This window comes from Frankia sp. AgB32 (assembly GCF_023243045.1).
In the GTDB taxonomy this organism is placed as follows: domain Bacteria; phylum Actinomycetota; class Actinomycetes; order Frankiales; family Frankiaceae; genus Frankia.
Genome location: NZ_JALKFX010000118.1, coordinates 1 through 26,264, shown reverse-complemented (window position 1 = coordinate 26,264; position 26,264 = coordinate 1). Strand labels below are relative to the sequence as shown.

Annotated in this window: 22 protein-coding genes; 12 read left to right on the top strand and 10 right to left on the bottom strand. The window is 72.0% G+C overall.

Translation table 11 applies throughout. The features are described from left to right. Positions 1–147: 147 nt before the first annotated feature. Complete coding sequence (locus tag MXD60_RS25270; protein ID WP_248821992.1) at positions 148–711, bottom strand: hypothetical protein; 564 nt, start codon at positions 709–711, stop codon at positions 148–150. Positions 712–1,062: 351 nt separating this feature from the next. Beyond that, on the bottom strand, positions 1,063–2,139 hold the full coding sequence (gene ychF, locus MXD60_RS25265; RefSeq protein WP_248821990.1) for a redox-regulated ATPase YchF: 1,077 nt from the start codon (positions 2,137–2,139) through the stop codon (positions 1,063–1,065). Positions 2,140–2,238: 99 nt separating this feature from the next. On the opposite strand from ychF, the gene MXD60_RS25260 reads away from it, so the two are divergent. The 3 genes from MXD60_RS25260 to MXD60_RS25250 all read left to right on the top strand — a co-directional run bounded on the left by MXD60_RS25260 (position 2,239) and on the right by MXD60_RS25250 (position 6,140). Further along, positions 2,239–3,789, top strand: coding sequence for a DNA recombination protein RmuC (locus MXD60_RS25260; protein ID WP_248821973.1), 1,551 nt, complete (start codon positions 2,239–2,241; stop codon positions 3,787–3,789). Between the two features lie 191 nt (positions 3,790–3,980). Continuing rightward, positions 3,981–4,412, top strand: coding sequence for a DUF6542 domain-containing protein (locus MXD60_RS25255; protein WP_248821971.1), 432 nt, complete (start codon positions 3,981–3,983; stop codon positions 4,410–4,412). A gap of 699 nt (positions 4,413–5,111) precedes the next feature. Further along, positions 5,112–6,140, top strand: a complete 1,029-nt coding sequence (locus tag MXD60_RS25250) for a polysaccharide deacetylase family protein (protein ID WP_248821969.1) — start codon at positions 5,112–5,114, stop codon at positions 6,138–6,140. Positions 6,141–6,143: 3 nt separating this feature from the next. Here the strand turns inward: MXD60_RS25250 and MXD60_RS25245 are convergent, their stop codons facing one another. Beyond that, on the bottom strand, positions 6,144–6,869 hold the full coding sequence (locus tag MXD60_RS25245) for a sterol desaturase family protein (protein ID WP_308222605.1): 726 nt from the start codon (positions 6,867–6,869) through the stop codon (positions 6,144–6,146). A gap of 25 nt (positions 6,870–6,894) precedes the next feature. Beyond that, complete coding sequence (gene glpX / locus MXD60_RS25240) at positions 6,895–7,947, bottom strand: class II fructose-bisphosphatase (RefSeq protein ID WP_518468655.1); 1,053 nt, start codon at positions 7,945–7,947, stop codon at positions 6,895–6,897. A gap of 364 nt (positions 7,948–8,311) precedes the next feature. Here glpX and MXD60_RS25235 point away from each other — a divergent pair, with 364 nt between their 5' ends. Then, positions 8,312–8,890 (top strand): DUF4245 domain-containing protein, encoded by a 579-nt coding sequence (locus MXD60_RS25235; protein WP_308222604.1) that lies wholly within the window; start codon positions 8,312–8,314, stop codon positions 8,888–8,890. 238 nt (positions 8,891–9,128) lie between these two features. Here MXD60_RS25235 and MXD60_RS29065 read toward each other — a convergent pair whose 3' ends face one another. Further along, complete coding sequence (locus MXD60_RS29065; protein WP_283098967.1) at positions 9,129–9,260, bottom strand: hypothetical protein; 132 nt, start codon at positions 9,258–9,260, stop codon at positions 9,129–9,131. Positions 9,261–9,787: 527 nt separating this feature from the next. On the opposite strand from MXD60_RS29065, the gene MXD60_RS25230 reads away from it, so the two are divergent. Beyond that, on the top strand, positions 9,788–10,084 hold the full coding sequence (locus MXD60_RS25230; protein WP_248821965.1) for an exodeoxyribonuclease VII small subunit: 297 nt from the start codon (positions 9,788–9,790) through the stop codon (positions 10,082–10,084). A gap of 21 nt (positions 10,085–10,105) precedes the next feature. On the opposite strand, the gene xseA is transcribed toward MXD60_RS25230, so the two are convergent. Then, on the bottom strand, positions 10,106–11,320 hold the full coding sequence (gene xseA / locus MXD60_RS25225) for an exodeoxyribonuclease VII large subunit (protein ID WP_248821963.1): 1,215 nt from the start codon (positions 11,318–11,320) through the stop codon (positions 10,106–10,108). 144 nt (positions 11,321–11,464) lie between these two features. Here xseA and MXD60_RS25220 point away from each other — a divergent pair, with 144 nt between their 5' ends. The 3 genes from MXD60_RS25220 (at position 11,465) to sthA (ending at position 16,502) form a co-directional block, all read left to right on the top strand. Then, complete coding sequence (locus MXD60_RS25220; protein ID WP_248821961.1) at positions 11,465–12,430, top strand: 4-hydroxy-3-methylbut-2-enyl diphosphate reductase; 966 nt, start codon at positions 11,465–11,467, stop codon at positions 12,428–12,430. 489 nt (positions 12,431–12,919) lie between these two features. Continuing rightward, positions 12,920–14,311, top strand: a complete 1,392-nt coding sequence (locus MXD60_RS25215) for a class II fumarate hydratase (RefSeq protein ID WP_248821960.1) — start codon at positions 12,920–12,922, stop codon at positions 14,309–14,311. A gap of 781 nt (positions 14,312–15,092) precedes the next feature. After that, entirely contained in the window at positions 15,093–16,502 is a 1,410-nt protein-coding gene (gene sthA / locus MXD60_RS25210) for a Si-specific NAD(P)(+) transhydrogenase (protein ID WP_248821996.1), read from the top strand. Between the two features lie 564 nt (positions 16,503–17,066). Here the strand turns inward: sthA and MXD60_RS25205 are convergent. Beyond that, complete coding sequence (locus tag MXD60_RS25205) at positions 17,067–18,230, bottom strand: serine hydrolase (protein WP_248821958.1); 1,164 nt, start codon at positions 18,228–18,230, stop codon at positions 17,067–17,069. A 324-nt stretch (positions 18,231–18,554) separates the two neighbouring features. Here MXD60_RS25205 and MXD60_RS25200 point away from each other — a divergent pair, with 324 nt between their 5' ends. Beyond that, the gene (locus MXD60_RS25200) at positions 18,555–19,643 is read left to right on the top strand and encodes a PfkB family carbohydrate kinase (RefSeq protein WP_248821956.1); all 1,089 of its coding nucleotides are present in this window, start codon (positions 18,555–18,557) and stop codon (positions 19,641–19,643) included. On the opposite strand, the gene MXD60_RS25195 is transcribed toward MXD60_RS25200, so the two are convergent. Beyond that, positions 19,607–20,284: a nucleoside/nucleotide kinase family protein gene (locus MXD60_RS25195; protein WP_248821954.1), complete on the bottom strand. Its 678-nt coding sequence runs from the start codon at positions 20,282–20,284 to the stop codon at positions 19,607–19,609. The two genes, MXD60_RS25200 and MXD60_RS25195, sit on opposite strands and share 37 nt — an antisense overlap. Before the next feature lie 298 nt (positions 20,285–20,582). Between MXD60_RS25195 and MXD60_RS25190 the strand changes: the two genes are divergently transcribed. Beyond that, positions 20,583–21,413 carry an MBL fold metallo-hydrolase gene (locus MXD60_RS25190; RefSeq protein WP_248821994.1) on the top strand — a complete coding sequence of 277 codons (831 nt, stop codon included), beginning with the start codon at positions 20,583–20,585 and terminating at the stop codon, positions 21,411–21,413. Between the two features lie 16 nt (positions 21,414–21,429). Here MXD60_RS25190 and MXD60_RS25185 read toward each other — a convergent pair whose 3' ends face one another. After that, on the bottom strand, positions 21,430–21,987 hold the full coding sequence (locus tag MXD60_RS25185) for an NUDIX hydrolase (RefSeq protein WP_248821952.1): 558 nt from the start codon (positions 21,985–21,987) through the stop codon (positions 21,430–21,432). Positions 21,988–22,853: 866 nt separating this feature from the next. Here MXD60_RS25185 and MXD60_RS25180 point away from each other — a divergent pair. Further along, on the top strand, positions 22,854–23,441 hold the full coding sequence (locus MXD60_RS25180) for a hypothetical protein (RefSeq protein WP_248821950.1): 588 nt from the start codon (positions 22,854–22,856) through the stop codon (positions 23,439–23,441). Between the two features lie 65 nt (positions 23,442–23,506). On the opposite strand, the gene MXD60_RS25175 is transcribed toward MXD60_RS25180, so the two are convergent. Next, positions 23,507–24,163, bottom strand: a complete 657-nt coding sequence (locus MXD60_RS25175) for an adenylate kinase family protein (RefSeq protein ID WP_248821948.1) — start codon at positions 24,161–24,163, stop codon at positions 23,507–23,509. 447 nt (positions 24,164–24,610) lie between these two features. Here MXD60_RS25175 and MXD60_RS25170 point away from each other — a divergent pair, with 447 nt between their 5' ends. Beyond that, positions 24,611–26,068: a hypothetical protein gene (locus tag MXD60_RS25170; RefSeq protein ID WP_248821946.1), complete on the top strand. Its 1,458-nt coding sequence runs from the start codon at positions 24,611–24,613 to the stop codon at positions 26,066–26,068. Positions 26,069–26,264 lie beyond the last annotated feature (196 nt).

Genomic DNA, 26,264 nt, shown 5'->3' with positions numbered 1-26,264 from the left:
TGGGTGTCACGGTGCGACGTCGACACCCCGATCGCCGGCCGATCCGGCCCGTGGCCGCGTTCGGCCCGTCCGGCGGGGGGGCGGGGGGCCCCCGCGCCGGGGGGGGCGGGCGCCCCCCCCCCCCCCCCCCCCCCCCGACGGGGTTGGTCAGCTGGCGCCGGGGACGGTGACGTTGCGCTCGGAGAAGTTGAAGCCGCCCTGCTTGGCGGTCTGCTCCAGGCCGGTGAAGGCCGTTTCCGCGCTGTTGACGTCCGCCTCCGTCGCGGTGCCGCTGCGGAGTTTGCTCGTCAGGGTCGAGAAGGTGTTGGACAACCGCTGCCCGGCGCCACACAGGGTCGGATTGGCCTGGGCGAATCCGTTGGCCACCTTCACCTCGTGGACGACGAACACGCCGGCGATGGCTGCCTTGGCGAAACTGCGCTTGCGCTTGTCCGCCCCCGCCTTGAAGCCGCCGTTCTTCAGGGGCTTGTAGATGTAACGGTGGAACGCCCCCAGCGCGAGGCCGGCATGCAGGGCGAACCGGGTCTTCGCGAACGCCCGACTGTTGCCGCTCGTCGGGCAGGCTCCACTGAGCTCAGGGTCGGCTGACGCCGACGCCGCGCTCACTCCCGACGCCGAGGACGACGAGCTCGACTTTCCGTTGCAGCTGGTCACCAGCACCAGGGCCAGGATGGTGACCATCATTGCCGCGCAGTACCGCGCTTTGCGCACGCCGCTGCCCCTCCCACTTTCGCACTGATCGTCACTTGCCAACGCGTACCGCTACCCGTTGCACCGGAACCGGCCACGGGGTCGGTTCCGCTGGCGCGCGGCGGTCGATCGACCGAGCCGCGGCGTCGGGCAGCTTATCGGCGGATGGCGGGCCGCGACGGTCGTCAACCGGATCGTCAGAAAACCGACTCAAGCCCCCTGGGCGCGACCCATGGGCCATCGAGTCCAGCCCGATCACGCAGAAGAGTCACCGCCCGGCACCACGACCGGGTCAGCAGCACGCCATCATCGAACGACCACTTTCCGCAGCCATCGTCGACGCGGCCCGGGACAGATCCACGCCGCCGTTCCTCAGACGTTGAAGCGGAACTCGACGACGTCGCCGTCGGCCATGACGTAGTCCTTGCCCTCCATGCGGACCTTGCCGGCGGCGCGGGCGGCGGTCATGGTGCCGGCGGCGATCAGCTCGTCGAAGGAGACGATCTCGGCCTTGATGAAGCCGCGCTGGAAGTCGGTGTGGATGGAGCCGGCGGCCTCCGGCGCGGTGGCGCCCGCGGTGATCGTCCAGGCGCGGGACTCCTTCGGGCCCGCGGTCAGGAAGGTCTGCAGGCCCAGGGTGTGGAAACCGATGTGGGCGAGCTGGGTCAGGCCGCTCTCGCTCTGGCCGAGGGAGGCGAGCAGTTCGGCGGCGTCGGCGTCGTCGAGCTCGGCAAGCTCGGCCTCGACCTTGGCGCACAGCACGATCGCGTCGGCGGGGGCGACGGACTCGGCGAGTTCCTTGCGCCGGCCCGGGTCGGCGAGGACGTCCTCGTCGACGTTGAACACGTACAGGAACGGCTTGGCGGTGAGCAGGAACAGCTCGCGCAGCTCGGCGCGGTCGATCGACGGCTCCGAGGAGATCGTCCGGCCGGCGTCGAGCACCTCGCGGGCCGCCTTCACCGCCGCGAGCAGGGGCTGCTTCGACTTGTCGGCGCGCGCCTCCTTCTCCAGCTTCGGCAGGCGCGCGTCGAGGGTCTGCAGGTCGGCGAGGATGAGCTCGGTGTTGATCGTCTCGATGTCGCTGCCCGGGTCTACCTTGCCCTCGACGTGGACGACATCCGGGTCGGAGAAGACCCGCACGACCTGGCAGACCGCGTCGGACTCGCGGATGTTCGCGAGGAACCGGTTGCCGAGGCCCTGCCCCTCGGAGGCGCCCCGGACGAGGCCGGCGATGTCGACGAAACTGACCGTCGCCGGCACCACGCGGGCGCTGTCGTAGAGCTTCGCCAGCTCGTCCAGGCGCGGGTCGGGCACCCCGACGACACCGACGTTCGGCTCGATCGTCGCGAACGGGTAGTTCGCGGCGAGAACCTCGTTGCGCGTCAGGGTGTTGAACAACGTGGACTTGCCGACGTTGGGCAGCCCGACGATACCGATCGACAAGCCCATGGCGGATCAGTCTACGGTCCCGCGCCCGCACGCCGGCACGCCGGCCGGGCCGGGACACGCGGGCGCGGTCCTGTCGGTGGGTCGTGATTGCCTTTCGGCGTGGACTCCACCAGCGCGCTGCTGACCCTCGTCGGGCTGGCCCTCGGTGCCGTGGGCGGGTTTCTCGCCGCCCGGCGGCTGGCCGATCCGCGGCACGCCGCGCTCGCCGCGGCGCACGCCACGGTCCTGCGGGAGCGGGACGAGGCCCGCCGGGCGATGCAGGCCGCCGTCGAGCGCGCCCAGCTCGCCGAGTCGGACGTGTCGGGCCTGCGCACGGCGTTGGAGTACGAGCGACGGTCCGCGGCCGAGCGGGTCGCCCTGGTCGAGCAGAGTCAGGACCGGCTCGCCGAGAGCTTCCAGGCGCTGTCCGCGCAGGCGCTGGAGGGGGCCAGCCGCCAGCTGGTCGAGCTCGCCACCGCCCGGCTCGACGAGGCCGGCACCCGCGCCCGCGGCGATCTCGACGCGCGCCGGACCGCCGTCGAGAACATGGTGACCCCGCTGCGCGACGCGCTCACCCGGATGGAGGGACGCCTACGCGAGCTGGAGACGGCGCGCACCGAGGCGTACGCGGCGCTGGTCGAGCAGGTCCGCTTCGCCCGGGAGACGGCGGAGGGACTGCGCTCGGAGACGGCGTCGCTGGTCACGGTGCTGCGCCGGCCCGAGGCTCGCGGGGCGTGGGGCGAGATGCAGCTGCGTCGTGTCGCCGAGGTCGCCGGCATGCTCAACCGCTGCGACTTCACCGAGCAGATGACCGTCGAAGGCGACGACGGCCCGCTGCGGCCCGACATGGTGGTGCATCTCGCCGGTGGACGGAACGTGGTGGTCGACGCGAAGGTGCCGCTGGCGGCCTTCCTCGACGCCGCGCAGAGCAACGACGAGGGCTACCGCGCCGGTCGGATGGCCGCCCACGCCCGGCACCTGCGTGCCCATGTCGACGGGCTCGCGGCGAAGTCCTACTGGCGGCGGTTGCCGTCGTCGCCGGAGTTCGTGGTGCTGTTCGTGCCGGCGGAGGCCCTTCTCGCGCCGGCGCTCGACCACGACCCCGGCCTGGTGGAGCACGCCGCCGGCCGCAAGGTGATCATCGCGACGCCGACGACGCTGATCGCGATGCTGCGCACCATCGCGCACGCCTGGACGCAGGAGGCGCTGACTGCCCGCACCCAGGACATCTTCGAGCTCGGCCGGGATCTCTACACCCGGCTGGGCACCCTCGGTGAGCATCTCGACCGGCTCGGCCGCTCGCTGGGCCGCTCCGTCGGGGACTTCAACGCCGCCGTCGGCTCGCTGGAGAGCCGGGTGCTCACTCCGGCCCGCCGGCTGGCGGCCATGGAGGTCGTCGACGCGCCGCTGCCGAGTCCCCGGCCGGTGGAGACCGGCGTGCGCCCGCTGTCCGCCGCCGAACTGCTCGCCGGACGAGAGCGGTGGGCCGCCGATGGTCATACCGAGGACGGGGGGCGGTTCGGCCCGGTGACGGATGTCGCGCATCAGACCGAGGGGTCCGCTGAGCCGAGGACATCGGGGGCAAACAACCAGAAAGACAATGATTACACGACGCAAAGCAGTGATCCGGCCACCGAAAGTTCCGGTATGGGGCTCGATGCCGGCGCGTGATGCATCGTCCTGACGCATGGGTAATCCGCGGGCGGTACCTTGCGTTCGTGAGTGTGCCGCCGCATCGGCAGTCAGCCGGACCGCCCGGCCGATCCGCGCGCGCCGAGAGGTACGACGATCCGTATGGCCGCGGGTCTCGTAGTCGCGGCGGCGGGGCGCCGTCGACGCTGTTCACCGGCAGCCGCCGTGGGTTGACAGCGCTCGGTACCGCGATCGTGGTGCTCGTCGTCGGCAGCATCGGAGCGGCCGTCGACTCGGTCGTGTTCGGATCTCTTACGTACCTGTTCGCGGTCCTGTTCGTCGGCGCCTGCGTGATCGTGGCCATCCGCGTCCACAGCGACGATCTGATCGGCGTGGTGATCATGCCACCGCTGGCGTACGCAATCATCGTGACCGGTGTGGGCTATCTGGATCCCTCCACCGGAGACGGCAGCGCGGGACTACGGAACAAAGCGATCGATATCGGCTCAGAAATGATCTTGCACGCGCCGATACTGCTGACCGCCTTCCTGCTGGTCGTCATCATCGCGGCGTTCCGCGGCCGGCGAGCACAGATCGCCCGGCGGGAACGGCAGCGCGCGCTCGCCCAGCCGCCCGCAGCCCGCCGCCGGCCAGCCCGGTAGGCGAGCGAGGCCCACCACCGCCCCGCCGGCCCCGCCGGCCCCGCCGGCCCCGCCGGCGGCCTGACCGTCCGTCGAGGTGGATGGTCTTCGCGAGTCCCACAGCCCTCCCGCCGAGCGCGCAACGTATCGTTACCAGGCGATATCGCGAGGAGAGGAGTGCAGTGCAGATGGGCGCGCTCACCAGGTGGTGGCAGCGATGCCGGTGCGGCCACGACCGCGCGGACCATCGGCACTACCGACCGGGCACCAACTGTGGCCGCTGCGAGTGCCCGGCGTTCTCCCGCATTCGCCGCGACGGCCCCGGCCAGTCCCGCACGACCACGGGCGACCGCACCGACTGACCCGTCCCGCCGGATTCCCCCCATCCTCCATCCGGCCGCAACGAGCGCACCACGCTGCAACACCCAACTCTCCACCATTCGCGGAGCGACACACCGCCGAAAAGTGCGACCTTCCAAATCGGCAAAAGGATTTCGAATCCGGATGGCCGGCTGATGATGCACTTGCGGTCTACGGCTTCGCTTGCTTTTGCAGCCGCTCGTGCTACATTCCTGCCGCATCAGAGATCCGCGCTCGGACGCATTTCCGCGTAAATACCCGATGCCGCGGCCAGGCACGCGGCGGTCGCAGGGAGGCCCGTTTGTCGTTCGCTCCGGACTCACCGCCCGGCCGGCGGCGCGAGCGACGCGCGATCGGACCGTGGTGACCCTCGGCCTGCGCACTGCCCGCCGCGAACCGACGACTCCGGTACTGCGCTACCGCTCGTTCGACCCGCACACCACCCGTGGCGCGCCACGCAGGCCCATGCCGCTGGCAACCTTCGCCCGGCACTGCCGGTTGATCACCGCCTCGGGCCGCCAGCCCATGACCGTGTCCAGCTATGCCGCCTCCCTCGGAACCCCGTCCGCGCCGCCGAATCCGATCGTCATCACGATCGACGACGGCGGCGCGGAAACCCTGATCGCCCTGCGCGCGCTGGCCGCCGCGGGCCTGACGGCAACGGTGTTCGTGACGAGTTCCCGAGTGGGCGATCAGGGTTATTTCCACCGCGCGGACCTTCACCGCATCCTCGGCCTGGGAATCGAGATCGGCGGATCCGGCCACACCGGCCGGCCGCTCAACGAACTGGCCCGCGCGGACGTGATCGCGGAACTCACGCTGTCCCGCCGGCGCCTTGCCGTGGCGGTCGGCGACGAGCCGCGGACGTTCGCCTATCCCGGCGGCGGCTACGACCTCGCCGTCCGCCAACTGGCGATTTCTGCCGGCTACAGCTCGGCCTGCGCCGTGCGGGACGTGCTGTCCCACCCCGGTGACGACCGGTTCGCCCTGGCCAGGCTGACCGTCGACGCGGCCACTCCCGACAGCCGGCTGGTGGCCTGGCTGGACGGATACGGCCGATCCGAGCCGCATCCGGTGCATCCTCGCAGCCGCGCCTTCCGCTTCCGCCGCGGCCTGGACTCGGCCGGCCCGTTCCGTCCCCGGCTGGGCCGCGCGGATGGCACGACGTCATCGAGCTCTGCCGTCGAGGCTCCGACCCCGACGCCCAGCGGCACGGTCACACTCGGTGACACAGCCACAGCCAGCAGCGCGGTCCCGGGGGGCGGTGCGGTCCTGGGGGGCGGTGTAGTCCCGGGGCGCAGTGCAGTCCCGGGGGGCGATGCCGTGGTGGCGGGCGACGCGCTGGAGGCAGGCGACGCGGTCACGACACGTGTCGGCGGCCAGCCGTAGGAGTCAGATCCGCTCCGCGCCGTGTGCCAGCGAGGAGAGCGGGACGGCGTCGCGCGCCGGGTTCGTCCCGAGCGCCAGGTCGCCGAGCGGGCTCGTCACCCCCAGCCAGTACTGATCATTACGATAGTGGTGCAGCCGGTGGCCGCGCCACAGCCGCCGGTAGTACGCCGAGCGCGGCGGCACCCGGGTGTGGAGCAGGAAGTGTGTCCAGTCGTAGGCGAGCACGCCGAGGCCGGCACACAGCGTCCCCGTCGCCGCCCAGGCGGGCCCGAGCAGCGCGGGCACTGCGGCGATCGCCGTCCCGGTGATCACTTCCCGGGGCCGCAGGAACATCGTGTCGAGGCTGGTGGGGTCGCGGTGGTGCTGCTCGTGGCCGTAGCCGGCGAGCTGGTAGCCGACCGCTCCGAGGCGGCTGCCGGGGCGGGCATGCAGCAGCAGGCGGTGCACGCTCCACTCGACGAACGGCTGGGCAGCCACGGCCGCGCCGGCGACACCGACGTCACGGGCGCGCCATGGCCCCCGCGCCGCGCGCACAGCGGCCAGCGCGCCCACGCAGCCGAGCAGCACCGGCGGCCGCGGATGGCGCAGGAACCGCCGGACGGCCGCCGGCAGCGTGCGAACCTCCGCCGCGCTGCCATGCGGTCCCGGCCGATCGAGGCGAGCGAACAGTTCGGCCGGCAGCAACCTCAGCGCGTTCGCCACCGCCATGCCGCGGGAGGCTCGCACCATGCGATCGCCTCCCCACGACGAACCGTCAGAACGGGACGGTGGAGTACGCCTGCAACTTCGTGAGCTGGTGCTGGCTGTCCACCCGCCGGATGGTGCCGGACCGCGACCGCATGACCAGCGACGACGTGGTGGCGCCACCCGGGCGGTACCGTACCCCGGACAGCAGCTCGCCATCCGTGATCCCGGTCGCGACAAAGAAGACGTTGTCGCTGGCCACGAGGTCGCGGGTGGAGAGCACACGCTGCGGGTCGTGGCCGAGCGCGACGACCCTCTCGCGCTCGGCGTCGTCACTCGGCCACAGCCGACCCTGGATCACACCGCCGAGGCAGGTCACCGCGCAGGCGGTGATGATCCCCTCGGGCGTGCCGCCGATGCCGAGCAGCAGGTCGACGCCGGTGTCCGCGGAGGCGGCCATCACGGCCCCGGCGACGTCGCCGTCGGCGATGAGCTTCACCCGGGCGCCGGCGGCGCGGATCTGCTCGATCAGCTCGGCGTGCCGCGGCCGGTCGAGGACGACGACCGTGACGTCGCGCGGGTGCACCGCCTTGGCCTTCGCGACCGCCCGGATGTTGTCCTCGACGGGGGCGGTGATGTCGACGACGTCGGCCGCCTCCGGGCCGGTGACCAGCTTCTCCATGTAGAAGCAGGAGCTGGCGTCGTACATCGAACCGCGCTCGCTGACGGCCATCACGGACACGGCGTTGTTCATGCCCTTGGCGGTGAGCGTCGTCCCGTCGACCGGGTCGACGGCCACGTCGCAGTCGGCACCCTCGCCGGAACCGACGTGCTCGCCGTTGAACAGCATGGGGGCTTCGTCCTTCTCCCCCTCGCCGATGACGACGACGCCGCGCATCGACACCGTGCCGACCAGCCGGCGCATCGCGTCGACGGCGGCACCGTCGGCGCCGTTCTTGTCACCGCGGCCCACCCAGCGCGCGGCGGCGAGCGCGGCGGCCTCGGTGACGCGGACGAGTTCGAGGGCAAGGTTGCGGTCCGGCGCCTGCTCCTGCACGGCCAGCGTGTCGGGAACGGCTGAGGAGTCGGACCTGGCGGCGGAGGCATGGGGAGCTGAAGGCACGTCGCCGAGCCTAGTTCGGCTACCCCGCAGACGCCCGAGATACGGCGCCACCACAGGTGGTCCAGGTCTCACCACGATAGCCCCCGGGTCGCTCGTCGCGGGCCGTACCCCCGGATTTCACCTGTCGTGCGGACGACAGCCGGAAGAGCGAAATCCGGCGTGCAACCTTTCGCGCCATGCACGCGTCCAACGCTGCGATCGGGTGGCCGTCACGCGGAGGGGGCGTGACGGCCCCCCGGCCAAACCCGTGGGCCGCCCGCGATACCCGCGGTGGGCGAGATGCTGACCACAGCCGCGCCCGGAACGGGCCCGTAGGCCCCGTCCGGCCGCCCGCCCCCCACCGCGCACCTGTGAAGATGGGACCGTGGCACAACGACAGCGACGCGGCCAGGAAACGATCCGCGACATGGTTCTCTCTCTCGCCGCGGTGATGGCCGGAGTCCTGGTCTTCGTCATCTTCGTCATGCCCCGGGGCAGCGACGAGACCGCGGTCAAGGTCGTGCCGACGGCCGAACCGATGGCCGCCTTCGCCCGGCAGGCGTCCTACACCCCGCTCGCCCCCGCCGGGCTGCCGGCGGAGTGGAAGGCGACGTCGACCCAGTTCACCCTCCCCACCGGGTCCGAGAGCGGCACGACGGCCGAGGCGCTGATCGGATACGTCATCGACCGCTCCGGCGCTCGCACGTACGCCCGGCTGCGGGAGAGCAACGCGCCGGACGCGGCACAGAAGCTGCTCGGCAACCGGCCGGCCCGCGGGACGGTGGACGTCGACGGGGTGCCCTGGCAGGCCCGTCCCGACGACAGCGGACACGTGGCGATCAGCCGCACCGACGGCGACCTCACGGTCGTCATCGACGACGGCGGCGGCAGGGGCGGTGGCGCGACGCAGGCCGACCAGATCGTGCTCGCCCGCTCCCTGCGCCCCGTCGAGCCGACGAACTGACGCCGTCGACCGTCCGGGCTACCGACACGGTTAGCGATTCAATAAAGTTTCGCTAACCTTTAGTAAGAATGTGCGGCCAGCGGCAAGCCGTGGATCTGCGGAATTGCCTCCGGACAACCGAGCATCGCTTTCGGGCACTGCCCTGCCCGGGGACGCCAGGTGTCAGCCGGCCCCGGGCGACGGCTGCCCGCCGCGGTTTCCATGCTGTCAGCGCTCCACTGTCAACGACGGGCGGAGATCAACGACGGGCGGAGGTGGCGGCCGCGACCGGCGGCGGGCCGCCGGGGTGGCCGTCGTGCGAGTCGTTCAGCGCGGTGGCGGCCGGGATGAGCACCGCCATTCCCAGGATGAGGCCCGCCGCGCGCCGCACCAGGTGCCTGCTGACCGGGGCGCGCCGATGGTGGCCGCCGTCCTGGCCGGCGCGGGGTCGAGCGTCGGGGGGATGCTGCCCGGGCGGGACGGTGCCGCCTGGGGCGGCGGTTGAGGCCAGCCCCCGGAAACGGTCGCCGACGGCAGGGCGTCGGGGCGACGGGCGTACGCCGGGCATGCGTCGTACCTCCGGACCGCCCGCTGCGGACGGACGGTCAGCCGTGCGGCGGCCACAGTTTCGCGTCCGCCGCAAATCGGAAACGTGTTGCAGCGACCTTGTACTATGGATCTCTGCGGAGCCAACCCGCTTCGACCACGATTGTCACCTGATTGATATCACGTTGCGTCGGCCGAGGGCAGCATAGGCCCCCGCTGGGCGCCAGCCGCGTGACCGTGCATCGGGTCCGCAATACTCCTGACACGGGTCGTTCGAATTGCCTCCGCACCGAACTGGTCGCGCTGGACACCACGATGGTGTGCGAGCGCGGATTGGCGACAGACCGAGGAAACGAAGGCGCGGAGGTGGCGATGCCGGACAGTCCCGAGCCCGCGACTACTGGTGACGTCGGTGGCACCCCCGCCGTCGGGCCGGCGGGACCAGCACTGAGCTACGAGACCGCGCGTGCCGAGCTGGAGGACGTCGTCCACCGGCTGGAGGCCGGCGGGGTCACGTTGGAGCAGTCCCTGGCCCTCTGGGAACGCGGTGAGGAGCTGGCTCGCGCCTGCCAGGCCCTCCTTGACGGCGCCCGTGCCCGGCTGGCCGCCGCCGACGCCGACCGTGCCGCTGCGGCGGCCTCCCGCCCGGCCGGACCCCCGCGGGACTGATCCGGGCGCCCGGCGGACGCGTCAGTTCTCCCCGACGACGGCGCCGAGCTGCCCGCCGGCCAGCCGGACGGCGAGCCGCTCCCCGGCCTCAACCTCCGCGGGGTCGCGCAGGACAGCCCCGTCGCTCGCCCGCTGCACCACGGCGTAACCGCGGTCCAGCGTCGCGGCCGGGGACAGGGCGCGCATCCGCGCCCGGGCCGCGGTCAGATCCCGCTCGGTCACGTCGAACGCGTGGTGGACGCAGCGCCGGGCGCGGGCCCGCAGCGCGGCGACGTCCTGGCCACGCCGATCGAGCTCCACCCAGGGCGCCGCGAGGACGGGCCGGCGGCGGAGGTCGGCGAGGCGGCGTTCCTCCCGGTCGAGCCGGTGCTCCAGCGTCCGACGGGCCCGGTCGCGCAGCTGGGCGACACCGACGGCCTGTTCGCCGACATCGGGCACCACCCGCTTCGCGGCGTCGGTCGGCGTCGAGGCCCGCACGTCGGCCACGAAATCGAGCAGCGGGGCGTCCTGCTCATGTCCGATTGCCGACACCACCGGCGTGCGGGCCGCCGCCACGGCCCGCACCAGCGCCTCGTCCGAGAACGGCAGCAGGTCCTCCAGCGACCCTCCGCCGCGGGCGATGACGATCACCTCGACGTCCGGCGCGCGGTCCAGCTCGCGCAGCGCGTCGATCACCTGGGACACCGCCAGCGGCCCCTGGACGGCGACCTCCCGCAGCTCGATCCGCACCGCCGGCCAGCGCCGCCGCGCGTTCTCCACGACGTCCCGCTCGGCCGCGCTGGCCCGGCCGGTGATCAGCCCGACGGCCGCCGGCAGGAACGGCAGCGGCCGTTTGCGGGCCGGCGCGAACAGCCCTTCGGCGGCCAGCGTGGCCCGCAGCTGCTCCAGCCGAGCCAGCAGCGCGCCCGCGCCGAGCGGGCGAATCTCCACTGCCGCAAGGGCTAGCGTGCCCCGGCCGGGGTGGAAGGCGGGCTTACCCCACACGACCACGCGGGCGCCGTCGACGAGCGCGGGACCGACCGCGTCACACACCGCCCGCGGGCAGGTCACCCGAAGGGAGACGTCCGCGACGGGGTCCCTCAGGGTGAGGAAGACAGTGCCCATTCCGGGGCGGCGGACGAGCTGGGTCACCTGACCCTCGACCCACACCCGGCCAAGCCGGTTGATCCACTCGCCGACGGCGCGCGAGACCGTGCGGACCGGCAAGGGCTGTTCGGCAGTCGAGGTCAGGGCCATACGAGGCACCGTAGCGGGGGCCGCCGACAGGTTCCGCGGGGTCCGCCGGTCCGTTGCGCGGACCGGATCGGACGTTGTCGCCATCGGGTGATGGATCGCCCGACCGCTCTTCCAGGAGACGCCCGACCGCGTAGACTGCCCTGCATGGGCCGGGTCCTTCTTGCCAAGCCGCGCGGCTACTGCGCCGGTGTCGATCGAGCTGTTGTGACCGTGGAGAAGGCGCTGGAGCTCTACGGCTCACCTGTCTACGTACGTAAGCAGATCGTGCACAACCTTCACGTCGTCAAGACGCTGGAGGCCAAGGGTGCGATCTTCGTTGACGAGACCGACGAGGTGCCCGAGGGTGCCACGGTGGTCTTCTCCGCGCACGGCGTAGCCCCGACGGTGCACGAGGAGGCGTCGGCGCGCCAGCTGCGCACCATCGACGCCACGTGCCCCCTCGTCTCCAAGGTGCACCACGAGGCTCGCCGCTTCGCCCGCGAGGACTACGACATCCTCCTCATCGGCCACGAAGGCCACGAGGAGGTCGTCGGCACCACCGGTCAGGCGCCCGACCGCATCCATCTGGTGGACGGTCCGGAGGACGCGGCCGGTGTCAAGGTGCGCGACCCTGAGCGGGTCGCCTTCCTCTCCCAGACGACTCTGTCCGTCGACGAGACGATGACGACGGTTGACGCCCTGCGCGAGCGCTTCCCGCACCTGCAGGGCCCGCCGAACTCCGACATCTGCTACGCGACGCAGAACCGTCAGGTCGCCGTCAAGGAGATCGCCGAGAAGGTCGAGCTCCTGATCGTCGTGGGCTCGCGGAACTCGTCGAACTCGGTCCGCCTCGTCGAGGTCGCCCTCGACGCCGGCGTCCCCGCCTCCTACCTCGTCGACGACTCCACCGAGGTCGAGGAGGCCTGGCTCGAGGGCATCCAGACCGTCGGCGTCACCAGCGGCGCGTCCGTCCCCGAGGAACTCGTCACCGGCGTCATGGCCTGGCTCGCCGAGCGCGGCTTCGCCGACGTCGAGGAAGTCACCTCCGCGGACGAGCACCTCCTGTTCGCCCTCCCCCCGGAGCTCCGCCGCGACATCCGCGCCAAGGAGCGCGAAGCCGCCGCTTCCTAGACCCGCGGCCGCCTGGCGGCGGCGTCACCCAGCTCGACCGCTCGACTCCATTCGACCCTTCCACGCCGCGGCGCCGCGGTGGCCCAGCCACCCAGGCGTCGCGGCGTTGTCGTGTCCAGCACACCACCGGAGCGGAGCTTCGGGCCGCTTCTGTAGGCCTCCGCGCCCGTTTTGCCCCTACACAAGCGGCCCCAAGCCGCTCAGCCCACCGGCCGCAGACCGAGGCGGGCGCTGGTAGCGCGGCGCCGAGGTGGGGGTGGCGTGGGGTCGGCGGGTCTGGTGACGTTGTGAGATGGCCCGTGCATGTGGGCGTGGGGGGAACGTGCGCGTGAGATGTCCTAGGGTCGGCCGTAGGGTCCGGCAGCCGCAGTGAGTCCCGGTGTTTCAGCGTCCCGGCGTTCCGGTCGGGATAGCGGACGCCGGGGCGGGAACGCTGGTCGCGGGCCGGCCGGTCGACGGCGACGAGAACATCTCGGGAGAAACGGGCGCATGAGCGAGCAGGAATACCGCATCGAGCACGACAGCATGGGCGACGTCCGAGTACCGGCGTCGGCCAGGTGGCGGGCGCAGACGCAGCGGGCGGTGGAGAACTTCCCCGTTTCGGGCCAGCGGATCTCCCGCGCGCACATCCAGGCACTCGCGCGGATCAAGGCTGCCGCGGCGACGGTGAACGCCAAGCTCGGGGTCCTCGACGGGGACATCGCCGAGGCGATCAGGGACGCGGCGGCCGAGGTCGCGCGGGGTGACTGGGACGACCAGTTCCCCCTCGACGTCTTCCAGACCGGCAGCGGCACGTCGTCGAACATGAACACCAACGAGGTGCTGGCGTCGCTGGCGTCGGAGCGCCTCGGCCGGCCGGTGCACCCGAACGACCACGTGAACGCCTCGCAGAGCTCGAACGACGTGTTCCCGTCGTCGATCCACGTGGCCGCGACCCAGGGCATCGTCCAGGAACTGATCCCGGCGCTGGATCACCTCGCGGCCTCCCTCGGCCGCAAGGAGACCGAGTTCGCGGACGTGGTGAAGTCGGGCCGGACCCACCTGATGGACGCCACGCCGGTGACGCTCGGGCAGGAGTTCGGCGGGTACGCGGCGGCGATCCGCCTCGGCGTGGAGCGCCTGAACGTGGCCCTGCCGCGGGTCGGCGAGCTGCCGCTGGGCGGCACGGCGGTCGGCACGGGGATCAACACCCCGCCCGGCTTCTCCGCCGCCGTCATCGAGGAACTGGCGGCGAACACCGGCCTGCCGCTGACGGAGGCGCGTAACCACTTCGAGGCGCAGGCGTCCCGCGACGGGCTCGTCGAGGCGTCCGGTGTGCTGCGGGTCATCGCCATCTCGCTCTACAAGATCGCGAACGACCTGCGCTGGGCGTCGTCGGGGCCGCGGGCGGGGCTCGGCGAGATCCACCTGCCGGACCTGCAGCCGGGATCGTCGATCATGCCGGGGAAGGTGAACCCGGTCATCCCCGAGGCGGTCTGCCAGGTCGTCGCGCAGGTCGTCGGGAACGACGCGGCGGTCGCGTTCGGCGGGTCGGCCGGCAACTTCGAGCTCAACGTCATGCTGCCGGTGATCGCGCGCAACCTGCTCGAGTCGATCCACATCCTGTCGACGATCAGCGTCCTGCTCGCGGACAGGTGCGTCGACGGGATCAAGGCGAACGTCGAGCGGTGCCGCCGGTACGCGGAGTCGTCGCCGTCCATCGTGACCCCGCTGAACAAGTACATCGGGTATGAGGAGGCGGCGAAGGTCGCGAAGCTGTCGCTGGCGGAGGAGAAGACGATCCGCGAGGTCGTCGTCGAGCGCGGCTACATCGAGGCCGGCAAGCTCACCGAGGAGCAGCTCGACGCCGCCCTCGACGTGCTGTCGATGACCCACCCGTAGCCTCGGCGTCCCGCGGAGCCACACCGCGGATCTGATCACAGAGTGTGCATGATCACGGGTGGGCCGGCTCCGGAACGCGCACGTTCCGGAGCCGGCTCCCCGCGCCGCCGCTGGCCGGGCGCCATCCCACCCCAGCACCGCCCTGCGCGGGCCGGTGTCCGTCCGACAGGGATGGCGCGGTCGCGGTCGCGGCGGGAGTCGTGGAAGACCCCCCAGACAGCCTCCACGACCCCCGCGACCTGTCTAACGAGCCAGCCGCCCGGGCGTTACGGGTCCGGGACCAGGCAATCCAGCAGCGTCGACACCCGCAGCCGACGGATCGGGCGTCCGCCGCGCCGCCCACGGACGCAAAGCCCCGATTCATCCCGGTAAGCCCGGCTGGCCCGGTACGCAGGCGGGCCCACACCTCGGTCACATCGGCGTCGGCCTCGGAGTTCAGACCTCGGAGTTCGGGCCTCCGACTTCGCGCCTCCGACTTCGCGCCTCCGACTTCGGGCCTCCGACTTCGCGCCTCCGACCTCCGCACGCCGACCCGCGCTCCGACCACCGGCATCCGGGCTCCGCGCGGCCAACCGGCTCTCCCCGCCACATTCCGGCACGTCTCGGGTATTACACAAGGATTCAACCCGCCTACCGATCGTGATACCACGTGCGTAAAACGCTCCCAGGAAAGCCCGGAGAAGAAATAAACGTAACAAGACCGGGCAACATGACTGACGACGCGGTCCCGCCAGATAGCCTCTGGTCCACCGGGAGCCGGAAGAATTGCGGGGAGGTGACGGTGTTCGACTATGACGTCCTCGTCATCGGGTCCGGACCCGGCGGGCAGAAGGCTGCGATCGCGGCAGCCAAGCTTGGCCGGCGGGTCGCGATCGTGGACAAACGGGAGATGATCGGCGGGGTCAGTATCAACACTGGCACGATCCCGTCCAAGACTCTGCGGGAGGCCGTTCTCTACCTGACCGGCATGTCGCAGCGTGAGCTGTACGGGTCGAGTTACCGCGTCAAGGACGACATCACTGTCGGTGACCTTTCGGCGCGTACCCGGCATGTCATCAGCCGGGAGATCGATGTCATCCGCAACCAGCTCAGCCGCAACCACGTCACGCTGCTGACCGGGCTGGCGAGCTTCGTCGACTCGCACTCGGTGAGCGTTCGCGCCGCCGGCGACGTCGAGGATCGGCGGGTCACCGCCGAGCGGATCATCATCGCCACCGGTACCAGGCCCGCGCGGCCGGACACGGTCGACTTCGACGGCCGGACGGTCGTCGACAGCGACCAGATCCTCGCGCTGGAGAAGCTGCCGCGGTCGATGGTGGTCGTCGGCGCCGGGGTGATCGGCATCGAGTACGCCTCGATGTTCGCCGCCCTCGGCACCAAGGTCACGGTGGTCGAGCGCCGCGACCGGATGCTCGACTTCTGCGATGTGGAGATCGTCGAGGCGCTGAAGTACCAGCTTCGCGACCTCGCGGTGACGTTCCGCTTCCGCGAGTCGGTGGTCTCCGTCGAGCGGCACAACGGCGGCACGCTCACGCTGCTGGAGAGCGGCAAGAAGCTGCCGGCGGACACGGTGATGTACTCCGCCGGGCGCCAGGGGCTCACCGACATCCTGAACCTGCCCGCCGCGGGCCTGTCCGCGGACAACCGCGGCCGGATCAAGGTCGGGTCGGACTTCCGGACCGAGGTCGAACACATCTACGCCGTCGGCGACGTCATCGGCTTCCCGGCGCTGGCCGCGACGTCGATGGAACAGGGTCGCCTGGCCGCCTACGCCGCGTGCGGCGAGGAGGTCAACGCCCTGCGGGCGGAGCTGATGCCGATCGGGATCTACACGATCCCGGAGATCTCCTACGTCGGGCGCACCGAGGACGAGCTGACCGAGCAGGCCATCCCGTTCGAGGTGGGTATCGCCCGATACCGGGAACTCGCCCGCGGCGCGATCCTCGGCGACTCCTACGGAATGCTGAAGCTGCTGGTCAGCCCCGAGGACCGCAGCCTGCTCGGGGTGCACTGCTTCGGCACCGGAGCCACCGAGCTCATCCACATCGGGCAGACCGTGATGGGCTGCAACGGCACCATCGACTACCTGGTCGACAGCGTCTTCAACTACCCGACGCTGGCCGAGTCCTACAAGGTCGCGGCGCTCGACGCGATGAACAAGATGCGCGCCGTCGCCCGCTTCAGCGGCTGATGTCGGCCCGGCGGTCATCCCGCCGGGCCTTCGCACCACCACGAGCCCCGTCGCGGGCCGAGGCGCCAGCTCCCGGTCCCCCGCTCGCGACGGGGCGTCGTCGTGCGCCCGGCCCCGCCCGGCAGTGTCCGGGCGATCTTGCTGGTGGGTGCGTCGTCTGTGTGTGCTGTGGTCGGGTTGGCTGGTCGGGTTCCGTGGAGGGGCCGCCGGCCCTGCCGGCTGGTCGCTTCGGAGGGGCCGATGTCCGGATTGCCCCACAGGGGGACCAGGCGCTTCCAGCCGGCTGCGGGGGCCCGGTGTCTGGGGTGCCCGCGATCGTCGCGGCCAGCTCCCTGCCGACCGGTGGACTAAAAGGTCACGGTGAGCGACGACAATCCGAGGCTGCTGCGGTTCAGAGGGACCACGGTGGTCGTTCTGGATGAGCGGGACCGGGCGCACTTCTGGTTGGTTGCGCTACGGGGCTCGTGTCCGGTTTGCCCGCGCGAAGGGGCCCGCTGCGCTGCTGACCGGCCGCTCTGTACGGCCCGGTACCCGGGGCCCCCGCCATGATCGGCCGGACACGGCCTAGCCGCCGACGGCCGCCGGGGCCCGCGCGGACCGCGCGGACCGCCAGGCCAGCGCGGACAGTCCCTGCACGGTGGCCACGCCCGACGCCATGCTCGGCCCGTTCTTCGTGTACACCGCCATGATGTAGTCCCGGCCGTCGCCGTGGACGTGCGCGAGGCTCGTGATCACCCAGCCGCTCGTGCGGGGCAGCCAGCCGTTCTTCAGGTCCACGGTGACACCGGCCGGCACGCCGCCGGTGAGCCCCCACCGCTGCGCCGGGACGACGGTCTTCAGCAGGCTGCTGATCACACCGCGCTGCGCCGCCGTCAGGACGCCCGGGTAGGAGACCGCCCGCAGCACCGCGAGCTGGTCGGCGCCCGTGGTGCTGGTCAGGCCCCAGCGTCCGCCCGATCCGGCCCTGGTGGAGCTCATGCCGAGCCGGCCGAAGAAGGCGTTCATGCCCGCCGTGCCCCCCGCGTCGGACCACAGGGCGCTCGCCGCGCTGTTGTCGCTGACCGAGATCATCTTTCGGGCGAGGGCCTGCTGGCGGGCGGGGAGCCGGCCGGAGTCACCGGCTCGCTGGACGAGCGCGGTGAGGATGTCGAGCTTGACCGAACTCGCCGTCTCGTAGCCCGCGACGGCCGGGTCGGTCAGCGCGACGGTGGTGCCGGCGACCGCGTCGTAGAACGCCACGCTCACGTGCCCCGGCCGGCCGGCGAGGTAGGTCCGGAACGCGGCCGTGCGGCTGGACGTGCTGGACAGGCTGGACGTGCTGGACGTCGCGGTGCTGGACGTCGCCGCCACGGTCTCGACCGTGGCGGTCGCGGCGCGGGCGGTGCTGGTCGCCGCGTACGCGGTCGCGTAGGTCGGCGCGGCCGAGGAGGTGCCGGCGCTCCCCGACGCGCCCGAGGTCGACGGAGCCGTCACCGGTGTTCCGGCCGCGAGCACGTGCGACGGCTCGGGCCCGCGATCTGCCGCGGAACGCTGGGCCGGGACGGCCGGTCGCAGCGCCGTGGCCAGCGATGAGCCGGAGCTCAGGTCCGCGGCTTCGGCGATCCTCCGGGCCGTCGCGGGGCTGATCGCCGTGCCGCCGCCAGCCGCGGGCGCCGATGCCGCCGTGCCGGCGACCTCCGTGGCCGGCCAGTAGAGCATCCCCCCGGCGGACCCGGCGACGACCAGCAACGCGAACCTTGCGCCGTGACGGCGCCTCCGACTATCTCCCACGCCGTCTGTCTAACCAGGACAACCATTGAACAGAAGAGCCCGGAAACAAACGACTTCCACCTTTTACGCCCATGACAAAAAGGCGATCACAAAAGACAGGGATGTTTCCGCGGCGATGTTCCGAATGCGACTATAAAAGTATATCAACACCCGTCCGGCCGGGTAGCGCTACGGCTCCTATCCGCATCGGTGCGCACAGCACGGCGCTTTTTCGCACGGAATGCGGCCGGTACAGTCGCCTGTGACGGCGCGGCGCGCACGCCCGCGCGGGCGGAGGTGTTGATGCGCGCGCTCGGCACCACGGGCCCCGACCCGGACGGTGTGCCCGCCGGCAACGGACCGAGCGGGTTGTTCGTCGGTCTCACAACGCTCGACACGATCTATCGGGTCGAGCGGCCCCCGCTGGCCGACGAGAAGATCGTCGCGGCCGAGCTCGTCACCGCGGCGGGCGGTCCCGCGACCGGTGCGGCCGTCACGTTCGCGCATCTCGGGGGCCGGGCGGTGCTGCTCAGCGCGGTGGGCGCGGGGCAGCTGGCGGAGGCGGCGCGCGCCGACCTGGCCGCCGTCGGGGTCCACAGCCTCGACCTGCGGCCGGGCGAGGTCGTCCTACCCGTGTCCGCGATCATGGTCAGTGCGCCGGGCGGCCAACGGGCAGTGGTGTCCGCCCACCGCGCGCTGCCCGGCCCGGCGCCCGGCACCGCGGCTGCGGACGCAGTCAGGGGCGCCGGAGTGAACGTTGGCGACCTGGCCGTCGTGCTCGTCGACGGACACCAGGTCGACGTGGCCCTCGAGGTCATCCGGTCCACCGGCGAGAAGGTCCGCGGGCCGGCCGGCGCAGGGCCGATCGGCGTCGGTGCCGCGGCGCGCAGGCCGCCGGTGGTGTTCGACGGCGGCTCGTGGAAGCCCAGCACCGAGCGACTCCTCGCCCACGTGGACGCGGCGATCTGCGGCGCCGCCTTCCGACCACCGAGCCTGCCCGACACTGCCGGGGTACCGGACATCCTGCGCTACCTGCTGGACCAGGGGCCGTCGTTCGCCGCGGTGACCAACGGAGCCGCCCCGATCCGCTGGGCCGACGCCCACGGCGGCGGCCTGGTCCGCCCACCCACGGTGCACGCCGTCGACACCCTCGGCGCCGGGGATGTCCTGCACGGCGCCTTCGCCTGGTCCCTCGCGGGCACGTCCACGGTCGACACGGCGACCATGGCGGATACGGCGACCATGGTCTCGGCGCTGACGGCCGCGGCGCGGGTCGCGGCCCGGTCCGTCGAGAGCTTCGGCACCCGAGCGTGGCTGCGTCAGCCCGTCGACGGCGCAGGCGCGCGGCACCCTGATCAGTCGAGCTCGCCGGCGGGCAGGTCGACCAGGTAGTCGGCTCGGGCGGCGGTCGCCGCGATCAACCCGAGATTGCTCAGGTCGTTGTTCTGCACCCATTCTCTGGCCGCCGCCGGCGACCTGCCGATGCGGTGCTGGCGAGCGATCAGACGGGCGCGCGCGGTCTTCTCGTCCACCCGCAGAAACCACGTCTCGTCCAGGTACGACCGCAGCTGTGCCCAGGCCCCGGAGTCCACCAGCAGGTAGTTCCCCTCGCAGACGACCAGCCGGACGGTCGGCGGTATCCGGTGCGTGCCGGGCACGGATTCATCACTCCGGCGGCTGAACGACGGCGCGCCCACCTCCCCCGGGCCGCGGGCGCGCAGCCTGGCCAGCAGGGCGGCGTACCCGACGGCATCGAAGGTGTCGGGCGCGCCCTTGCGATCGGCGAGCCCGCGCCGGCGCAGTTCGGCGTTCGACAGGTGGAATCCGTCCATCGGCGCCTGGGCGACCAGCGGCGGCCGGCGGCCGTGCCGCGCTACCAGTTCGCCGACCAGGCGGTCCGCCAGGGTGCTCTTGCCCGCCCCGGGCGGCCCGGCGATCCCGAGCAGGCGCCGGCCCGGTTCACGCAGCAGCGTCTCGGCCCGCGCGAGCACCGCCGCCAGTCCGGTCAGCACCGGCGGGGACGTGGAGTCCACCCGGTCATGATGGCAGCGCGGGCGAGCAGGTGGCGGTGCTCGGGCAGACAGTGCTCAGGCGGACAGCCTTCAGAAGGACAGCCCGCCGGTGGCGGCGATGGTCTGCCCGGTGACCCAGCGGGCCGCGTCGCTGTCCGCCCGGTAGTTGACACCATCTCATCGCGCTGCTGCGCGTGCATGCACTCAGCTCCGATGCCACCGTGTCACCGTTGGTGTTCCATCACAGCCGTTTCCGCCAGCTGCTGGCCAGCTGACCGCGGACTCACCGCCGCACCGCCGGAGGCACGCCGTGGCGTCCATGCCGCCCGATCTGGACCTCGATCTACCGATCTGCGCCACCTGCGGGGTGCAGTACGGCGCGCCGCGGGCGGACTGCCCGGTCTGCGAGGACGAGCGGCAGTACGTCGGCTGGGAGGGGCAGCAGTGGACCTCGCTGACCCGGCTGCACGCCGAGGGCTACCGGGGGGTGCTGCGACCGGAGGGCACGGGCGTCACCGGTGTCGGCGCCGAGCCGAGGATCTCCATCGGTCAGCGGGCGCTGCTGGTGCACACCGGTGCGGCGACGATCCTGTGGGACTGCGTGCCGTTTCTCGACGCCGACCTGGTCGGCGAGGTCGGCGAGCTCGGCGGCATCGACGCGATCGCGATCAGTCATCCGCACTTCTACGGCGCGATGGTCGACTGGAGCCGCGCGTTCGGCGGGGTGCCGATCTACGTCCACGCCGCGGACGAGCGGTGGATCGGCCGGCCCGACCCGGCGGTCGAGCTGTGGAGCGGCGACACGCTGGCCATCGGCGACGGCCTGACGCTGATCAACGGCGGGGTGCACTTCGCCGGTGGCACCGTGCTGCACTGGGCCGGCGGCGAGGACGGCCGCGGCGCCCTGTTCTCCGGCGACATCCTGCAGGTCGTGCTCGACCGCCGGTGGGTGAGCTTCATGTACAGCTACCCGAACTACATCCCGGAACGGCCGAGCGTCGTGCGGCGCGCCGTCGAACTCCTCGAGCCGTTCGAGTTCCACGCCGTCTACGGCGCGTTCTGGGAGACCGTCGTGCGCGCGGACGGCAACGCTGCCGTCCGCCGTTCCGCCGACCGGTACCTGCGCTTCGCCACCGACGACGTGCCGTAGGGCGCGAACCCGGCCGTCAGGGGACCAGCCGGGACTGGTGGGACGCCGCGCGGAGCTTGACGCCGAGCCGGCCGGCGATCTGACCCGGGTCCACCCAGCGGATCCGGTTCGGGCCGTTGTCGGGCACGGCGAGACCGCGGTCCTCGACGTGCAGCAGGTAGGTCACGTCGTAGTGCACATGTTGGGGCTCGCCCAGGATCGGGGCGGCCTCCACGATCGTGGCGTCGACGTCGAAGGGCACGATCCGGTCGGGGATCACCATGTTCGCCTCGACGCCGGCGTGCCGGGTCGCATGCTCCAGCGCGGCGCCGAGCAGGGACGACGCGTCCGCCTCGACATGACCGCCCGGAAGCTGCCAGGTGGAGGCCGAGCCGTTCATGACCTCCAGGACGCGCCAGTCAGGCGAGACGACGGCGGCGCGGCAGGTGACGTGGGCCGGCTGCGTGCTCCGGGCCGTGATCGCGGGCCCGTGGAGAGCAAGCACGACGAGGGAGCGGATGAGGTCCATCTCGTCCGGGTTCGCCTCGATGTAGCCGAGAGCCACACCGATCACCGCGTTGTTGGTGACCGCCACGCTCAGGGAACGTACTGGTGTTGTGGGGTCAGCACGGGGCACCGCCCCAGGACACGCCGAAATTCGTAATGCACACATACCCTCACTTATAGTGTCGGCAACAGGGTTGTATTGGTACAAATAGGCGGCTTCGGTGCGGCCTCATCATGGACCTCGCCGTTCGACCGCCCACACACGGGTCGATCGAGGCGACCGTCGAGGGTCGCCCGGGTCGCGCGGGTCGCGCGCCGTCGCGCCGGGTGTCGCCGTGCCACCCCTGCCATCAAGCGCCACGTTGCGTGATGGCCGCGTGCATCCCGGGGCACGCCGATCCCATCGCCCGGGCCGGGCTTCGGCACGATGATCGCCCCCCTCAGGATCGGGTGAAGCGGACAAACACGGCAACAACCTGGTTGCCGGTTACCCCGCCCCTACCATCCCTAAACCTACCTAGTCCGCCAAACGCGATATTTTGCTCCCCCTTCAGTCGGCAGCCCGATCCGGGCTCCGCGCGCGGCGGATGACGCCTGGTCAGAGCCGGATGACCGCCGCCGGCGAACCAGTCGCTGCCGCGATCGTCACCACCACGTCCGGGCCCACCCGCGGCCAGCTCCGCGGGTACCCCCGCAGCCGGCGGGCTTCGCGTCCGCCGTCCGCCGTCCGCCGTCCGCCGACGCGGACCACCGACGCCGGCCATGACAGCCTGCCGACACGCGTCCACGGGAGCGGCGGGTGCGAGCTAGGGTGCGGCGACAGATCGCCAGATTCCGGTTACCGGGCCATCCGCCGATACGCGTGTATCGCCTGCGCACAGGCCGGTCGCCGAGGGGGTGCGACGCCATCCGGGCACGGATCTTCGTGGGTCCAGGGACGAAGGAGACGACCACATGCGGGACAGCCAGGCTCTCGACGCGTCGAGACCCCGGATCGGGCCACCGCCCCGACTCGCCGCGCTGCTTACCGGACTCGCGCTCGCCGGACTCGTCGGGCTGACCGCCGGCTGCGGGCCGGACGGCTCGGACGGCACGCCCACGTCCGCCCCGAGCGCCAGCCTGCCCTCATCCCTGGCTTCGGCCCTGCCCACCGGCCTGCCCACCGGCCTGCCCACGGCGCTGCCCTCCGCGCTGGCGACGTCCCTGCCCGGGGTGGGCCGGATCGACGGCGCGACCGGCGCGGACGCGCTGAAGGGGACCAACGTGCCCGCGGACTTCCCCATCCCGCCGGGGGCGAAGGTGAAGGTCGGCGCGAGCATCGGCAGCGCGTCGACCGTGACGCTGACCGGGGTGACGCCCGCCAGCACGGCCGATTTCTACCGCAGCGCGCTGCCGAGCGCCGGATACAAGATCACCTCCGATGCCCCGGCCGGCGCGACCGCCCACGCCATCGCGTTCACCGGTCACGGCGTGACCGGTGGCATCGGCTCGGGCGGCTTCGGCCAGACCAACGGCACCGTGATCGTCTTCTCCAAGCAGTAGGAAGCCCGCCGGTTTCCTCGCCACCTGTCGCGTCGGCCACGCGCCGCGACAGGTGGCGCCGGGGGTCAGACCGACGCGGGCGCCAGCTCGGGCAGGTTGAAGTACCCGCGGATCTCGCTCTGGACGGCCCGTGGCTCGCGGCGGGCGTCCACGACCGCGACGAACTCCTTGCGCTGGAAGATCTCCATCACCGGCTGGGTCTTCTCGTGGTAGTCGCGCAGCCGGACGGCGAGGGCCTGCGGGTTGTCGTCCGGCCGGGTCAGCAGCGGCGCGCCGCAGACATCGCAGGTGTCCGGCATGACCGGCCGGCTGGCCATCAGGTTGTAGTCCAGGCCGCAGCGCGAGCACAGCCGCCGGGCGAGCACCCGGCGGTAGACCTCCTCGTCCGGGAGGTCCAGGTAGATCACTCCGTCGATGTCGTAGCTCTCCAGAAAGAACTCCGCCTGCCGCGCGTTACGCGGGAATCCGTCGATGATGAATCCGTAGTTCCAGTCGTGGTCCGACAGCCGGGTCCGCACCACCGATTCCACCAGGTCATCCCCGACCAGCTGGCCGGCGGCGACCGTGCGTTTCACCTGAGCACCGAGTTTCGTGTGGTTCGATACGTTCCAGCGAAACACGTCGCCGACGCTGATGTGGGCCAGGTCGAAATCCCGCGCCAGCATCGTCGCCTGGGTTCCCTTGCCGCTGCCCTGCACTCCCATGATGACGAACTTGCGCACGAATCGAATTCCCTCTCCCGCTCGAACCGCGGTTTCCAGGGCGTCGGCCGCGGACTGGCCGTCCGGTTATTCCCTGCCCGGTACCGTATCCGTTGAACGAATGGACCGCCCCGTTCCCGCCGGGCGGAATGCGGCGTGGTCGACGACACGTTTTCCGGCACGGGCGGCCCACCACGGGAGGTACCCGGGACACGGTGCCGGCAGCGGCATCCGGGCGGGCTCCTGCGACCCATGCCTCACCCGCCCCGGGTGGCCCGCTCGCGCCACCCGGGGGGCCGCCGCGCCCCGCCCCCGCCACCGCCCGGCCCGCGGCCCGGCGGGGGCGCCCACCCGGCCATGCCGGTGGTGGCGGCGGGAACAACAAAGAGCAGGATGGGCATCGGAATCAGCGAGTGGGGAACGGCCGCGCGGGCGGCCGAGCTTCCTGGTTCCGGGAGGGAAACGCGAGTGTCGAGGGGACTGCGGCGGGCACTCGGGGCGGCGCTGGCCGCCGTCGCGCTGACGGCCGGGCTCGGAGCGTGCGATTCGGGCGGAAAATCGACGGACACCTCCGCCGACGTAACGCTGAACCGTGGGCAGGAATCGTCCGTTCCGTTCAGGACCAGTACGGACGGTGAGGTGTTGCTGGATCTCACCACTGCCGCGCCGGGGGTGTCCTGGGAAACCCCGGGCAGCGAGTCGGCGGTGGTGTCGCTGTTCGTCGACAACACCTACGCCACGGACGTGGTCATCCCCGCGGCGTTCCCTATCAGGAGGAGCCTGGCGCTCGGGCATCTCGCCGCCGGCGGCCACACCCTGCGGGCCACCCTCGCCGCCGACCGCTCACCACGCGGCGCGGCCTCGGCCCGCCTCAGCGCGCTGACCTTCCGCACGGTCACCCCGCAGGAGCCGGGCTACCAGGCGCTCGCCCACGCGCCGGTGATCTACGGCCGCACCACCCCGCCGCCCGCGGGCTCCGCCCCCAACCCCCTCGCTGGCGGCCCGTTCCAGAACGCGGTCACCGACACCCCGCTGGTCGCCTTCCACACCGAGGCGCCGGCCACGATCACCGGGCACCGGCTGCTGACCTACTCGATGGTCTGGAGCAATGAGGACGGCGGAACCTCCACCCCGGCCCTCATGGCGCAGTGGGGTCGCACGACCGACATCGAGTGGACCTACCAGGTGGAGATCGACGCGGCCGGCAACGCGATCCCCGGCAGCGCCGTGATCCAGGCGCCCGAACACACCATCACCGCCTTCAGCGGACGCTTCGAGGGCACGCACGCGGTCCTCGGCACCTGCTCGGACAACAACGGGATGTGCTCGAACCCGGACGGCCGGATGCGTTTCGCCCTGTCCACGGCCGACGCGCTCGACCCGAACGCCGACGCCCGCGAGCGCGAGATGGATGCCAACCCGTGGACCTACTGGGTGATGTCCCAGGAGGTCGCGCGGGAGGGCAAGGTCGACGACGACAAGGCGCCGAACTCCACCACGAAGATCAGCAACCCGCGCAACTACCTGTATCTGATCATCCGCAAGTCCACGGTCGGCCCGGCGAACACCGACACGAGCTGGGTCGGCCTGTCCGTCGGGGTCCGGCTGTCCGGCAGCGGTCAGACCTACCGGTCCAGCAAGATCTACCCGGCCTGGGCGATCCGGCGGGACGCGCCCGCCGCGACCGCCGTCGAGCTGCCGCCCGGCACCGTCGCCGAGGACATCGCGACGATCGAGGCAACCCGGACCGTCGGCGCGGGCAGTGACCGCGGCACCCGCATCCAGGTGGACTCGATCGAGCGCGCGTTCCTGCTCGGGCCGAACTACCAGCCCCAGCCGTCGTTCCTGTTCACCCCGGCCAGGGCGACGCTGACCGCGGCGGCGCCGACCGCCGTGCTGTACCGCCGGCCCAACGGCCCCTCCTGACCCGAACCCCCGGCGAGCGGGACCACCAAGGTGGCCGACCCGCCCCCGCCGGGGTGCCGGCGGCCCCGGGCGCCCGGGCGCCCCGCGCCGGCGCCGGGCCGGGGCCCCCGGGCCGGCCCCCGGGGGCGCCCGGGCGGGGCCCCACCGCGGTGGCCCCCCGGCGTGGCTACCGGGCCGGCCCCGGTCGCTTATACAC

Coding starts and splice junctions, on each gene's coding strand:
- ychF (WP_248821990.1), bottom strand. CDS start 2,139: ATGGGCTTGTCGATCGGTATCGTCGGGCTGCCCAACGTCGGCAAGTCC.
- MXD60_RS25245 (WP_308222605.1), bottom strand. CDS start 6,869: ATGGTGCGAGCCTCCCGCGGCATGGCGGTGGCGAACGCGCTGAGGTTG.
- MXD60_RS25230 (WP_248821965.1), top strand. CDS start 9,788: ATGCCGGACAGTCCCGAGCCCGCGACTACTGGTGACGTCGGTGGCACC.
- xseA (WP_248821963.1), bottom strand. CDS start 11,320: ATGGCCCTGACCTCGACTGCCGAACAGCCCTTGCCGGTCCGCACGGTC.
- MXD60_RS25220 (WP_248821961.1), top strand. CDS start 11,465: ATGGGCCGGGTCCTTCTTGCCAAGCCGCGCGGCTACTGCGCCGGTGTC.
- MXD60_RS25215 (WP_248821960.1), top strand. CDS start 12,920: ATGAGCGAGCAGGAATACCGCATCGAGCACGACAGCATGGGCGACGTC.
- MXD60_RS25200 (WP_248821956.1), top strand. CDS start 18,555: ATGCGCGCGCTCGGCACCACGGGCCCCGACCCGGACGGTGTGCCCGCC.
- MXD60_RS25190 (WP_248821994.1), top strand. CDS start 20,583: ATGCCGCCCGATCTGGACCTCGATCTACCGATCTGCGCCACCTGCGGG.
- MXD60_RS25180 (WP_248821950.1), top strand. CDS start 22,854: ATGCGGGACAGCCAGGCTCTCGACGCGTCGAGACCCCGGATCGGGCCA.